Source organism: Corynebacterium sp. NML140438 (assembly GCF_001875725.1).
In the GTDB taxonomy this organism is placed as follows: domain Bacteria; phylum Actinomycetota; class Actinomycetes; order Mycobacteriales; family Mycobacteriaceae; genus Corynebacterium.
The window spans coordinates 260,054-273,627 of sequence record NZ_MLCQ01000017.1 but is presented as its reverse complement, the minus strand read 5'-3'; the positions used below and the strand labels follow the sequence as shown (position 1 = coordinate 273,627).

At 61.6% G+C, this 13,574-nt stretch carries 13 protein-coding genes; 8 read left to right on the top strand and 5 right to left on the bottom strand.

Features of this window, described 5'->3' with window-relative positions:
- Window positions 1–20 precede the first annotated feature (20 nt).
- Window positions 21–1,229, bottom strand: a complete 1,209-nt coding sequence (locus tag BJP08_RS04345) for a protein adenylyltransferase SelO family protein (protein WP_071568428.1) — start codon at window positions 1,227–1,229, stop codon at window positions 21–23.
- A gap of 87 nt (window positions 1,230–1,316) precedes the next feature.
- Between BJP08_RS04345 and BJP08_RS04340 the strand changes: the two genes are divergently transcribed.
- The gene (locus BJP08_RS04340) at window positions 1,317–2,285 is read left to right on the top strand and encodes a class I SAM-dependent methyltransferase (protein WP_071568597.1); all 969 of its coding nucleotides are present in this window, start codon (window positions 1,317–1,319) and stop codon (window positions 2,283–2,285) included.
- On the opposite strand, the gene BJP08_RS04335 is transcribed toward BJP08_RS04340, so the two are convergent.
- Genes BJP08_RS04335 through yaaA form a run of 3 tightly spaced genes read right to left on the bottom strand, consistent with a single transcriptional unit; the run spans window position 2,260 to window position 4,400 of the window.
- The gene (locus BJP08_RS04335) at window positions 2,260–2,955 is read right to left on the bottom strand and encodes a thermonuclease family protein (RefSeq protein WP_071568427.1); all 696 of its coding nucleotides are present in this window, start codon (window positions 2,953–2,955) and stop codon (window positions 2,260–2,262) included. The genes BJP08_RS04340 and BJP08_RS04335 overlap by 26 nt on opposite strands.
- Entirely contained in the window at window positions 2,952–3,677 is a 726-nt protein-coding gene (locus BJP08_RS04330; protein ID WP_071568426.1) for a DUF1648 domain-containing protein, read from the bottom strand. Before BJP08_RS04330 ends, BJP08_RS04335 begins: the two co-directional genes overlap by 4 nt.
- A complete protein-coding gene (yaaA, locus tag BJP08_RS04325) occupies window positions 3,678–4,400 on the bottom strand; it encodes a peroxide stress protein YaaA (RefSeq protein ID WP_071568425.1) in 723 nt (240 codons plus the stop codon).
- 30 nt (window positions 4,401–4,430) lie between these two features.
- On the opposite strand from yaaA, the gene BJP08_RS04320 reads away from it, so the two are divergent.
- Window positions 4,431–6,212, top strand: coding sequence for a proline--tRNA ligase (locus tag BJP08_RS04320; RefSeq protein WP_071568424.1), 1,782 nt, complete (start codon window positions 4,431–4,433; stop codon window positions 6,210–6,212).
- A 26-nt stretch (window positions 6,213–6,238) separates the two neighbouring features.
- Here the strand turns inward: BJP08_RS04320 and BJP08_RS04315 are convergent, their stop codons facing one another.
- Window positions 6,239–7,054: a DUF4439 domain-containing protein gene (locus BJP08_RS04315; protein ID WP_071568423.1), complete on the bottom strand. Its 816-nt coding sequence runs from the start codon at window positions 7,052–7,054 to the stop codon at window positions 6,239–6,241.
- A 42-nt stretch (window positions 7,055–7,096) separates the two neighbouring features.
- Between BJP08_RS04315 and rimP the strand changes: the two genes are divergently transcribed.
- The 6 genes from rimP to BJP08_RS04285 all read left to right on the top strand — a co-directional run bounded on the left by rimP (window position 7,097) and on the right by BJP08_RS04285 (window position 13,574).
- Window positions 7,097–7,648: a ribosome maturation factor RimP gene (gene rimP, locus BJP08_RS04310; protein WP_071568422.1), complete on the top strand. Its 552-nt coding sequence runs from the start codon at window positions 7,097–7,099 to the stop codon at window positions 7,646–7,648.
- A 19-nt stretch (window positions 7,649–7,667) separates the two neighbouring features.
- On the top strand, window positions 7,668–8,672 hold the full coding sequence (gene nusA / locus BJP08_RS04305) for a transcription termination factor NusA (RefSeq protein ID WP_071568421.1): 1,005 nt from the start codon (window positions 7,668–7,670) through the stop codon (window positions 8,670–8,672).
- A 125-nt stretch (window positions 8,673–8,797) separates the two neighbouring features.
- Complete coding sequence (locus BJP08_RS04300; RefSeq protein ID WP_143110010.1) at window positions 8,798–9,139, top strand: YlxR family protein; 342 nt, start codon at window positions 8,798–8,800, stop codon at window positions 9,137–9,139.
- Window positions 9,140–9,245: 106 nt separating this feature from the next.
- Complete coding sequence (infB, locus tag BJP08_RS04295; protein ID WP_071568419.1) at window positions 9,246–12,011, top strand: translation initiation factor IF-2; 2,766 nt, start codon at window positions 9,246–9,248, stop codon at window positions 12,009–12,011.
- Window positions 12,012–12,147: 136 nt separating this feature from the next.
- Window positions 12,148–12,582, top strand: coding sequence for a 30S ribosome-binding factor RbfA (rbfA, locus tag BJP08_RS04290; RefSeq protein ID WP_071568418.1), 435 nt, complete (start codon window positions 12,148–12,150; stop codon window positions 12,580–12,582).
- A 5-nt stretch (window positions 12,583–12,587) separates the two neighbouring features.
- Complete coding sequence (locus BJP08_RS04285; protein ID WP_071568417.1) at window positions 12,588–13,574, top strand: bifunctional oligoribonuclease/PAP phosphatase NrnA; 987 nt, start codon at window positions 12,588–12,590, stop codon at window positions 13,572–13,574.

The following is a 13,574-nucleotide window of genomic DNA, read 5'->3' as shown; positions in this document are numbered from 1 at the left end:
TACCGGAGCCGTGTGGCTTTTTATGTTCCGCAGAACGTCGTGAATGCGCCGTCAGGTTCCTTCTCGAGCATCCACGGCTCCCCGGCATCCGCGTCGTATGGGTGGGTGACTGCCTGGAGCAAAGCGGTCAACAGTCTGTAGTCGCCATCGTGCTCGACCGCGTCGAGTGCCTCTTGGAGCGCGAAGTTCCTCGGCATGTACAGCGGACCCGGGCGCCCGTTGATGCCGTGTTCGCGGTTGTAAGCGGCGAGGTCGTCGACACCTACTACTGCATCGAGGCCGTTCGGCCCGAACCAACGCTTGGTGGCGCTCTCCCAGCGCTCAGGGATGGTGGCAAGGATCTCGTTGGCGCCTGACTCCGGCATCAGAGGGAGCAGTGCTTCCGCGAGGCGGACTAGGTTCCATGCGATCACGTTGGGCTGGGCTCCGAAGCAGTAGCGCCTATTCCGATCGATGGATGAGAAACACGCATGCGGTTCAAACGCCTGGGTGAAGGCGCAGGGTCCGTAGTCGATGGTTTCGCCACTGAGCGCGGTATTGTCCGTGTTCATGACGCCGTGTACGAACCCGTAGCGCATCCACCGCGCAACCAGGTCAAGCTGCTTGTCGACGACCACCTCCAGCAGCCTTTCCGCAGCATCGAAACCCGCGGCGTGCACGACGGCCTCCAAGAGCTCATGGGACTGGGTTGCTGCGTATTGCACCGAGCCAACGCGCAGGTGGGAGCGCGCCACACGGACCACGATGCCCGCTGGGACGGGACCGCTGCTGCGCATGATCGTCTCCCCTGTGCTGATGACGGCCAGCGCGCGTGTGGTTGGAACACCGATCGCGTGCATATGTTCCGAGACCAGGTACTCGCGCAGCATCGCGGTCAGGGGGCCTTTCCCGTCGGAGCCTGGGCGAGAGAAAGGGGTGCGCGCGTTTCCCTTGAGCTGGATCTCGTAGCCGTTGCGGTTGCCGAGGAGGGTGGCGCGGCCGTCGCCAAGCAGGGGCACGAACGAGCCGAATTGGTGGCCGGCGTAGGCCGTTGCCACCCCGCCCGTGGCACCGCACATCCAGGCGATACCCTCATCACTGCGAAGCCACTCCGTGTCGAGGTCGAGCTCGGACGCGACTGACTCGTTGAGGTAGCTCACCTTGGCGTTGGGGAAGTGCGTGGGCGCCACGGGGGCGACCATGTCCGGGAGTGCCTCCGCAAAGTGGTGGTGGAGCTCAGGGTAATGCATGCCAACAGCCTAAACTGTCTGAGCAAGGAGCAAAAGGAGAGAACATGCAGCAGTATCTGGTGTTGACGCAGTGGGAGGTAAGTGGCCGTGCGCGCGCTTGACCGGCTGATCTGGGAGCAGGCGAGTGAATTCGAGGGGTTCGGGTCAGCCGACATGCTCATCGTGTGCAACGACCCGACCGGGGCGCTTGTGCGTGCCGGTGTGGAAAGCGGGAAGCGCGTGGTCGTCGCGGACACGGACTACTCCCGCTGCCAGCAAGCAGCAGCGTTGGGCGCAGAGGTCGTCGGCGATCAGCGCCTCGACGAGTACCTGGCGGGGTTGTCCGGTTCGTGCGTTGCGTTGGGGGAGATGCCGAAGTCCCTTGCGAGGCTCGACTACGTTGCGCGAAGTATCGCGGGTGCAGGGTTCACGCAGGCGGACGTCGTGTTGGGGGCGAACAACAAACACCTGAGTCGCACCATGAACGGCGTGTTGGAGCAGTCCTTCGTCGAGGTGCACGCCACGCGGGGTAGAGGTAAATTCCGCTGCCTCGCGGCGCGTGGCCCAAAGCCTGTGTCCTTCGCGCCGATCGAAGAAAACGGGTTCGTCGCTATCGGAGGCGTCTTCGCGGGTGCGCGGGCAGATTACGGCGGGCAATTGCTGCGCTCGTGCCTTCCGGACACACCCGGCGCGCTATTGGACCTCGGTTGCGGCAATGGGGCTGTTTCGAAGGGGCTTGAGGGGGAGGTGTGTGCCACGGATGCTGACGCGGACGCGGTGCTTTCGGCCCGCGCGATCGGTATTGACGCGACCTGGGATGATGCCGGAAGCAAGTTTGCCGACGCCTCCTTCGACACCGTGGCGCTCAACCCGCCCTTTCACGCGGGCACGACCGTGGACACGACGCTGGTGGAACACCTGCTGGACGCATCGCGTCGCCTACTCAAGCCGGACGGTCAGCTCTTCGTGGTGTTCAACTCGCACCTGCCGTACCGTGCCCAGGTCGCGAAACGTTTTGCACAGGTGGAGCAGGTGGCGAGGAACTCGAAGTTTACGGTGCTGACAGCTCGTCGATAAGACGCTGCTGCTCGTCGAGGTACTCCATGGCGGGCTCGCGGAACGTGAAGTTTCGGGTGCGCTTCACGCTGTCGCGCAGCGCGTCGACGTAGTGCTGGCAGCGGCCGGCAAGGCCGCGGTCACCGGGAGAGCGCTCGAGTTCCTCGATGCCGGAGGTGAGCATCTCCAACGTCACCTGTTGCGTTGGTTCGGTAAACCAGCACTCGGACCCCAGCCCGTAGATGCCGAGGGAATCGCGCACCGCGGGTGCGGCCTCTGCCTCGAGACGCTGCGTGAACTTCGTGTTCGGCGCGTACTCGACGACGCGGGCAAGCCCCTCGGACACCATCACGGCGTTGACGAATTGGCCGTCGCGAAACACACCGGCAAGCGTGCGACCGTAGCGGTCGGTGCGCTCCTGGTCGTATTCGAGGCGTACACCCGCGCCTTCGGGGAGGAGCTCCTCAAGTCGCCGGGTTGCGTCGTCAGCTAAGCACTCGCCGCGCTCCGGAGTATCAATCCCGAGCAGGCGAACGCGCTCTTGCCCATCGGGGCCGTCGACAACGATCGTGTCGCCGTCAACAACCTGTGCGACGCGAAACTCAGCCTCCGGGGCGTCGACCTGCTGCCAGACCCAGCTACCGGCAGCGAGCAGCACAATGGCGGCGAGGAGCCCAAACACCTTTTTCATAGCATGGCCACCAGCACCGTGAAGAGCGTGTACACCACGACAGCGGCCAGCACCCGTACCAAGTACCGTTTGCCCAACTGCTGCCCACGGTTGATGATGAGGCGAGTCGGCCGGGACGGAACTGAAATTGCGGCCATCGGATCGCTCGGGGCGTTGTAGACGCCTAAGAAGAATTCGTCATCAGCGCGGGCAATCTCCTCCGCATCGGGCTCGACCTTCTTCGAGGACGTCAGCCGCACCATCAGCACGAGACTGCCGACGACAACCAGGATGGTGAACGCCACCCAAACAGCGGGGGCCAACCACTGCATGTGCGCAAATGCTGGCAGGCGCGTTGTCACGTCGCTGACGAGAAACGCGACAGCAACCGCTACCGCGAACCATCCCAAGAAGCGCCACGTCAGGTGCACAACCTGTTCTACCCGCTGCGCAACACTCACCGAGTACGGTACGGAGGGACTCCCAGGGACCGGCTGTGGCTGTGCAAGCCCACGTGGAGGAAGGCACGCAAACATTAGCAGGGCAGTTCCTGCTGAATACAGCGGCATCATCAGCACGTGCAGCAGCGTCTTCGGCTCCCAGCCATCCGCCTGCCCCACCGCGTCAAAATGCACCGCAATAGGGTCGGGAATACTGTCCCAGTACAGCAGTAACAGCGCCACGTGCGCTAGCAGCACAATGGCAGCAACGCCCCACGGTTTCCAGTTCACCTGCGCACCCATCTACGTCCCCTCCACCACAAGCGTCAGCACCAAACCATTCACCTCGACAACATAGCCCGCGGCCCGGGCAACTTCGGCGACCTCGTCTATCGACGCGACCTCCGGCCCCCGCGCCAGCGCCCTGGCCAGCAACCCCTTGTAGTGCTTATTAAAGTGACTGACCACCTTGCGCGACCCATCCGGGGCAACGGACTCCACCCTCACCGTCACCGCACCATCGACAGGCCCCAGCTTCTCGTACGCGCCAGAGCGCATATCCACCACGAACGGCTCCCCCGCAAGCACCTCGGATACCGCCGATCCCCAACGTGCCCGCATCGTCGGCAGGGACCCATCCGCAGCAGGCACCTTCGACGAGGCAGAGACGCGATACCGCGGAATCATGTCATCAGCACGCACAACGCCAAACAGCGCCGAGCCGACCGCCAAACGGCGAATCGCCTCATCCGGCAACGTCTCAGGATCCAGCGCGTCATACAACACCCCCGTATAGCGATAAATCGCAGGCATCACCGGGCCCGAACGCAACGACTGATTCTCCACCGCCTCCTCCCGCTTCGTCTTCGGAATCTTCAACAGCGCCATCATCTCGTCCACGTCCATTGCGGAGAGGTCGTCGAAAAGCGAAACGCGCACCGAATCAAGGGCAGGGAAGGAGACAGACATGGCGTCGCGCTCGCCGCCGGGCGCCTTCGTCTCGGAAGGAGGGAGCAAGATCAACATGCAACTCACCCTAGCGCTAAGATATGCCCCATGATTACACGCCTGTCAGAGCTCTTCCTGCGCACGCTGCGCGAAGACCCAGCCGATGCCGAAGTTCCAAGCCACAAACTGCTCGTCCGAGCAGGCTACGTCCGCCGCGCCGCGCCGGGCGTCTACAACTGGCTCCCACTCGGGCTTCGTACCCTGCGCAAGATTGAAGGCATCGTCCGTGAAGAAATGGATGCTATGGGCGCACAAGAGCTGTTGTTCCCGGCACTTCTGCCACGCGAACCATACGAGCTGACCAACCGCTGGACCGAATACGGCGACGACCTCTTTCGTCTGCAGGACCGCAAGGGCGCCGACATGCTGCTCGGCCCAACCCACGAAGAGATGTTCACCGCGGCAGTCAAGGACATGTATTCCTCCTACAAGGACTTCCCGGTCACCCTCTACCAAATCCAGACCAAGTACCGCGACGAAGCACGCCCCCGTGCCGGCATCTTGCGCGGCCGCGAGTTCGTGATGAAGGACTCCTACTCCTTCGACATGTCGGACGAGGGCCTGGATAACGCGTACGCCAAGCACCGCGAGACCTACCAGCGCATCTTCAACCGCGTTGGCATCCGCTACGAGATCTGCAAGGCCACGTCTGGTGCGATGGGCGGCTCCGCATCCGAGGAGTTCCTTGCGTACTCCGAGAACGGCGAGGACACCTTCGCTGTGTCCACCGCGGGGGACTACGCAGCCAACGTTGAGGCCGTGACCACGGTTGCGCCGGAACCACGCCCGATTGAGGGGTTGCCGGAGGCCGTCGAGCACGACACACCAGCTTCCGAGACCATCGCGGCACTCGTGGAGTGGGCACAGGAGGCAGGAGTGCTTATCGACGGCCGCCCTGCCGATGCCTCCGATACCCTGAAGTGCATGATGATTAAGGTCGACGACCCCCGCGTGCTCGACGAGAACGGTAAGCCGGTCGGCCCGCAACTGGTCGGCATTGTGATCCCGGGCGATCGCGAGCTGGACGAGAAGCGCCTGGAAGCGTCGCTGGAACCCGCGACGTTTGAGCTGGCCAGCGACGAGGACTTCGCAAAGAGCGACTTCCTGGTCAAGGGCTATGTCGGCCCGCGCGCGCTGCAAGCCAATGGCGTGCGTGTCCTCGCGGACCCGCGCGTAGTGGAAGGATCCGCGTGGATCACTGGTGCCGACGCTCCTCAGAAGCACGTCGTCGGACTCGTTGCTGGCCGCGACTTCACCGTCGACGGGTTCATCGAGGCCGCAGAAATCAAGGAAGGCGACCCCTCGCCATCCGGCAACGGCACCGTTGAACTCGCCCGCGGCATTGAACTGGGGCACATCTTCCAACTCGGACGCAAGTACACCGAAGCGATGGACGTGCAGATCCTTGACGAAAACGGCAAGCGCGCCGTGCCGACGATGGGCTCCTACGGCATCGGCATCTCGCGCATGATGGCCGTCGTCGCGGAGCAGAAGCACGACGAGAAGGGCCTTGTGTGGCCAGTCGCGATCGCGCCGTACCAGGTCCACGTCGCAGTTGCGAACAAGGACAAGGCAGCCATGGAAGCTGGCGACGCCCTCGTGCAGGAACTCAGCGACAAAGGCATTGAAGTGCTGTACGACGACCGCCCAAAGGTTTCCCCGGGCGTAAAGTTCAAGGATGCCGAGCTGCTCGGCATGCCATTCCTCGTGATCCTTGGACGCTCGTTCGCCGACGGCATTGTCGAGCTGCGCATCCGCGGCGGCGAAACCCTCGAGGTCCCAGCAGGTGAGGTCGTGGCGAAGCTGCAGCAGCTCATCGCCGAAAACTAATCAGCTCGGCGGAGTGAGATCAGGCCTTATGCGTGCTGCGCCTGAGCGGCAAGCATAAGGCTTTGCTCTTTCCACTCCGCGGAGTGTGCCTGGGCCACGGTGCTCCTCCAGGAGTGAATCAACTGGGCGGAGAGGGCGTCGACAAGTGATTCAGCATCCGCTGCATCCGCCAGTGCTTCGCCGTGGGCGAGTTGGTATCCCGCGGCCGCGACGGGGATCGAATTGGCGTCGCGCAGCGAAGAGCGCAGGAACGCGACACGCTCATTAGCTGCTTCTTCCAACGTGGCGATCCGTGCATGCAGTGGCGCATCAGCGAATGCCTTTGCAAGGCCGATGCCGTAGAGGAACTCGTACTCGGTCTGCAGCGCCCGGCTGGCTTGCGCGATGTCATCCTTGTGCTGGAGCGCGACGGTGCTCTCGCTATCAAGCGCTGGCCCGGTCGCCGCCACGATATCGACGGCCTGCGCAGCCACTAAGTCGCGCGACTCAGCTGGAACCTTGTCCAGCGACGTGCTCAACGACTGCACCGCGGACTCCCGGAGCTGCACGGCGTCGCTGGCGCCTGCAAGTTCCCGCGGATCGGCGGAGAACTCGCAGCTGCGTGGTACTTCCGCGTCGATGCTGCCGCACAGCCGTGTAACCTCGCCGTACAGCTCCTGCGCTTGCTTGCTGCGAAGCTCCGCAAGCGCAGGTTCAGAAAGGCTCTGCGCATCAGCAGTAGCCTGATTCGCAAGGCCAAGCACGGACTTGTCGGGGCGAGGTCCGACCACGTCGAGAAGATCGCACGAGGCGAGCGAAAGCCCCAACGGCACCGCGAGAACAGCAACCAGCAATTTTTTCACGGGGAAAACGCTAGCACGTTTGCGTCGCGCTATGGTGGGCACATGGCTTTTCCAACTTCCCGAGAATTAGAGACACTCATCGAGCCGCTGACTCAGCGCCACAAGATGGACATCGAACACATCAAGGCGGTCAAGGCCGGTAAAAAGTCGCAGATCGTCATCGCGCTTGATGCAGACTCCCGACCAACGCTTGACGAACTCGAGGTCGTGTCCAACGAGATCGGGGAGCTACTCGACGCGGAGGAAGAAAGCGGTGCGTTCTCGTTCGGGGCCGGCTACACACTGGAGGTCACCACGCCTGGCGTCGACCTTCCACTCACAGCAGCGCGTCACTGGCGCCGCAACCGCGGGCGATTGGTCAAGGTGAACGACACCAACGGCCAGAGCTCTACCTGGCGGATTGGGGCAATGAACCCTGAGGAAACAAAAGTCGTGCTCATTGAAACTGGGAAGAAAACCCCGTCGGTACAGATCTTGGAAGTTTCCGAAATGCCCAAATCAGTGGTAGAAATTGAGTTCAATGCGCCGCCCGCAGCTGAGCGAGAACTCAGCGAAGCGACGTTTGAAGAAGCAGAAGTAGCAGCAACCCTGTAAGGGAACCGGAGGAAGACAAGTGAATATTGACGTTCAAGTCTTAAAGAATATTGAAACTCAGCAGGGGATCGGATTCGACGAACTGCTCCAAACTATCGCCTCGGCGCTGCTCTTCGCGTACACGGATAACCTGGAAACCCCCCAGGACGAGAACCACAAGGCGCGCGTCGACATCGACTCTGAAACAGGCGATGTCACCGTCATGGTCTCCGAACTGGACGCTGATGGCGAAGTCATCTCGGAGTACGACGTCACCCCAGTGAATTTCTCCCGAATCGGCGCCCGCGCGGTACGCGACGCCATCAAGGGCAAGCTCCTGGCTGTTGAAGCCGGGCGTGTCTACGAGGAGTACTCCGGTGCCGAGGGAACTGTGGTCTCCGGCATCGTGCAGCGAGACGCCCAGGCGGAGGCCCGCGGGATCTCCGTCGTACAGCTCGGCACAGAGGCTGACCCGCAGGACGGCCTGCTCATCCCTGCGGAGAAGATTCCCTCCGAAACGCTCAAGCACGGAGACCGCATCAAGGCATACGTAGTGGGCGTCAATAAGACCGACCGCCGAGTGCAGGTAAGCCTTTCGCGTACCCACCCTGAGTTGGTGCGGGGACTGTTTGCGCTCGAGGTTCCAGAAATCGCAGACGGCACCGTTGAAATCGTAGGCATTGCCCGCGAGGCGGGACACCGTTCCAAGATTGCGGTGCGTGCGACGGTGAAGGGCGTCAACGCGAAGGGCGCATGCATCGGTCCGCGCGGTTCCCGCGTCTCGAACGTGATGAAGGAACTTGGTGGAGAGAAGATCGACATCATCGACTGGGCCGAAGACCCGGCGACCTACGTCGGTAACTCGCTGGCTCCGTCGAAGGTTGTCAAAGTGGAAGTCGTTGACCCAGTTGCGCAGGTAGCGCGAGTGACGGTGCCGGACTACCAGTTGTCCTTGGCGATTGGTAAAGAGGGCCAAAACGCACGCCTGGCAGCGCGCCTTACCGGCTGGAAGATCGACATCCACTCCGACGCAGCAGCGAATTAACGACGCCGAATCCCGACCGTCGCCGCGAAAATTCACGCGACGCTTATAAAAACTTGGCAAAGTGGCGTAGGCTGGTCCGTGGCTAATTTCCCAACGTGGTGTTAGCCACGTAATAGCCGTCAGCAATGTCAAGAAGTGGAAGAAGGGTGTGGATGACTTCAACGAGCAAACGCTCAATCCGTCGTCGCACCTGTATAGCCACAGGCCGGAAACTTCCAGATAGGGAATTGCTCCGGGTTGTTGCTGACGGTACTGTTCCAGGTGTTGTACTTGCGGACCCCACCCGATCGTTACCAGGGCGGGGAGCATGGATAACTCCCACATGGGATGCTTTAAAGCTGGCGGAAGAGCGTAGAGCTTTCTCTCGCGCTCTCCGTCTGTCCGCTCCGGCGGATGTAGGTCATGTACACAAGTACCTCGCTGATAAGGCGAAAGACCCAACAGAAGTAAGGAAGACCGAACACTGATGAGAACGCAACAATGAAGCAGCATCAGCGATGAAAGTCATAATCAACGTCTAGAGGCCGGTCGCCGTTTCCGGTGCCGCCCTCTAGCCCAACTAAGAGGAGACACGTGCCCGGAAAGCTACGCGTACACGAGCTCGCAAAACGGCTCGGCGTAACAAGCAAGGAACTGCTCGCCACACTGAAAGAGGAAGGCGAGTTCGTAAAAACAGCTTCCTCCACCATTGAACCTCCCGTCGTCAAGAAGATGATGGCGTTGTACGAGGAGAAGAACGGTGGCGGGGAAGAGGCATCCAAGGATGCCGCGCAGCCTGCTGCGAAGGCAGCGAAGCCCGCTGCCAAACCGGCAGCGCCGAAGCCGGGTGCTGCCAAACCAGCAGCGCCCAAGCCAGCAGCGGCGAAGCCTGCTGCACCTAAGCCAGGCGCCGCGAAGCCAGGTGCTGCTAAGCCTGCTGCACCAAAACCAGCTGCAGCCAAGCCTGCTGCACCTAAGCCAGGTGCTGCTAAGCCTGCTGCACCAAAACCAGCTGCAGCCAAGCCCGCTGCACCGAAGCCCTCTGGTATGCCGCGACCAATGCCGAAACCCGGTGGTCGCCCGCGGGTAGCTAACAACCCATTTTCTTCGAATACCGGTGGCGCACGGCCCGCTCCGCGCCCGGGCGGACGCGGTGCGCAGGGTGGCCGCGGAGGCCAGCCAGGCCGTGGCGGTCAAGGCGGACCGCGCCCAGGCCAGGGTCAAGGACAGGGTCGTGGAACGGGCGCACCGCGCCCAGGCGGCCGCCGTCCGTCCCCAGCGGATATGGCAGCGGCTCCTTCACCAACCCAAATGCCGCGCAAGGCCGCTGCGCCGGATAACCGGGGCGGTCGTGGCGGACACGGCAGGGGTCGTGGCGGACATGGTCCGGGAGGTCCACAGGGCGGCGGTTTCCGCGGTCGCGGTGGTCGTCGTGGTGGTACCGCGGGTGCATTCGGCCGTCCAGGTGGTGCGCCAGGGCGTCGTCGTAAGTCGAAGGGCCAGAAGAGGGCTGAGTACGAGGAGATGCATGCACCAAACGTCATCGGTGGCGTACGCCTTCCCGATGGCGGTGGCAAGACCGTGCGTTTGCGTCAGGGCGCAACCCTGGCTGACTTCGCTGAGAAGATCGGTACCGAAGCTTCGAACCTGGTACAGGCGTTGTTCAACCTTGGCGAAATGGTGACAGCAACGCAGTCGGTTCCCGAAGAGACCCTGCAGCTGCTAGGCGCTGAAATTAACTACGAGGTCAAGATCGTCTCGCCCGAGGACGAGGACCGCGAGTTGCTCGAGTCCTTCGACCTGCAGTTCGGCGAGGACGAAGGCACCGATGAGGACCTTGAACAGCGCCCACCAGTGGTGTCTGTCATGGGCCACGTTGACCACGGTAAGACCCGCCTGCTGGACACGATTCGTCGTGCCAACGTTGGTCGCGGTGAGGCCGGTGGCATCACGCAGGGCATCGGTGCGTACCAGACCACCGTTGAACTCGAAGGTGTCGAACGGAAGATCACGTTCCTCGATACCCCGGGCCACGAGGCATTCACGGCTATGCGTGCCCGTGGTGCGAAGTCGACAGACCTCGCAATCCTGGTGGTCGCAGCTGACGACGGCGTGATGCCGCAGACGGTTGAGGCTATCAACCACGCCAAGGCTGCAGACCTGCCAATCGTGGTTGCAGTAAACAAGGTGGATAAGCCTGAAGCTTCTCCAGATAAGATCCGTGGACAGCTCACCGAATACGGTCTGGTCCCGGAGGAGTACGGTGGCGACACGATGTTCATTGATATCTCTGCGAAGCAGGGAACCGGTATCGATGAACTGCTCGAGGCCGTCTTGCTCACCGCTGACGCTGCCCTCGAACTGCAGGCGAACCCGGACATGGATGCGCAAGGTGTTGCCATTGAGTCGCACCTTGACCGTGGCCGTGGCCCAGTGTCCACTGTTATCGTGCAGCGCGGTACCCTGCGCGTCGGTGACTCAATCGTGGTGGGTGGCAACTTCGGCCGCGTCCGCCGCATGGTCGACGAGTGGGGCAACGATGTCGAAGAAGCCGGCCCGTCCCGTCCTGTTCAGGTGCAGGGTCTCAACGGCGTTCCAGGCCCAGGTGACAACCTCCTGGTAGTTGAGGACGACCGTGTTGCTCGTCAGATTGCTGCGCAGCGTGATGCACGTCACCGTGCTGCAATGCAAGCTCGAAGCAAGAAGCGCGTCTCCCTCGAGAACCTGGACCAGGCACTCAAGGAGACGAGTCAGCTCAACCTCATCCTCAAGGGCGACAACGCCGGCTCGGTGGAGGCCCTGGAAGACGCGCTGCTCAAGATCGAGGTCGACGACGAAGTCGAGGTAAACATCATCGACCGTGGTGTCGGTGCTGTTACCCAGACCAACGTCGTACTCGCAGCTGCATCTGACGCCGTCATCGTGGCATTCAATGTTCGCGCCGAGGGCAAAGCAACGGAAGAGGCCAACAACGAGGGCGTCGAGATCCGTTACTACTCGGTGATCTACAAGGCCATCGAGGAAGTCGAGGCGGCTCTGAAGGGCATGCTCAAGCCGATCTACGAAGAGAAGGACCTGGGCAAGGCCGAGATCCGTCAGATCTTCAAGGCGTCTTCCGTCGGCCTCATCGCAGGCTGCATGGTTACAGAAGGCAAGGTCAAGCGTGGCGCGAAGATTCGCCTCGTGCGCGACGGCAACGTCGTTACCTCGGATGCGACCATCGATTCGCTGCGACGCGAAAAGGACGACGCGACCGAAGTTGCTAAGGGTTACGAGTGCGGCATGGTGCTGTCTTACCCGGACATCCAAGTCGACGACATCATCGAGGCATACGAGATGGTGGAAGTCCCCCGCGACTAGCCGATAATTCGAGAACGGCCCTGCTCCTCCCTAAAAGGGAGATGAGCAGGGCCGTTTCTCTTCTTGAAGTAGTAGGGCGTGTCGTGGCAGGGTAGACTGTTCAAAGATTGAGTGCCAATGAAGTAAAGGAGACGAAATGTCCGAGAATCCTCGCGCACAGCGGTTGGCGAAACAGATCCAGGTGATCGTCGCGTCGGCGATAGAGCGTGAAGTGAAAGACTGTCGCCTCGAATTGGTGACTATCACGGATGTCCGCGTGACTGGCGACTTGCACGATGCGACCGTCTACTACACGGTCCGTGGCAAAAACATTGACGACGAGCCAGATTACGACCAGGCGGCAGAGGCGCTGCACCGTCACCGTGGTCAGATTCGTAAGATCGTCGGCGATCAGTTGAGCGTTCGTTTTACGCCCACTATCGCGTTCGAGCTTGATACGGTTCCGGAGTCTTCGGCGCGTATGGAAGAGCTGCTTGAGAAGGCACGACGCCGTGATGAGGAACTGGCAAAGCTTCGGGAAAACGCCCGCCCAGCTGGTGAGGAAAACCCATATAAGTCGATCGAAGAGTAGGCACTATGGCGTTGTTATTCCCCCAGGCACAGGCCGAGTTTACTGAGATCGCCCGTGCGATGAAGAACGCACCGAAAGTTGCGGTGCTTGCACACATCAAGCCGGATGCCGACGCGATCGGGTCTGCGTGTGCGCTCGTTCGTGGTTTGCGGCAAATCGGGATCGATGCGTGCGCCTACATTGGCCAACCATTCCCACATCCAGATAATTTGCGTTCAATACCTGGCGTGGATGAAGTTCGCTACGGAGAAGCACTGCCTACTGAGGGACTGATCGTGACGGTCGACTGCGCTTCGATTGACCGTACGGGGTGCTACCAATCTGAGCTTGCAGCCCAACGAGAGCGCGTCATTGTGCTCGATCATCACCGTTCGAACCACGGTTTTGGCACGCAGAACCTCATTATTGACTCCGAATCTACGACGACCATTATCCGCGAGCTGTTTACGCACCTCGGCGCCGAACTGGACGCTGAGATTGCCTATTGCCTGTATGCAGGGTTGGTCACTGATACCGGGAACTTCCGTTGGGGCTCCCCAAGAATGCATACTCTTGCTGGCGAGCTGCTGGAGTTCGGCCTGGACCCGCGTCACATCTCCCTGGAGCTTTCGGACGAAATGACGGCCGACGACCTGCGGCTGATGGGGACCGCCCTAGCAAGCCTTGAGAGCCTTGCGGTCGATGACCTCACCGTTTCTTTTATGCACATTGATGAAGCTGCGCTGAGAACCATGAGCCAAACAGCTGTTGAGGCGGTTATTGATTACGCCAGGGTCCTTGTCGGCAGCGACGTCGGCGTAGTGCTGAAGCAGTTCCACGAGGACAGGTGGGGAGTCTCGTTGCGCTCGACACGAGTTGACGTCTCTGTTGCAGCAAGCGCTCTTGGCGGAGGCGGACATCGCCCAGCAGCGGGCTACTCAGCGCGGGGCTCAAAGCGGCAGGTGCAACAGCAGTTGCTTGGAGCCTTGCACGACGCCTACGTCGGAGAATAG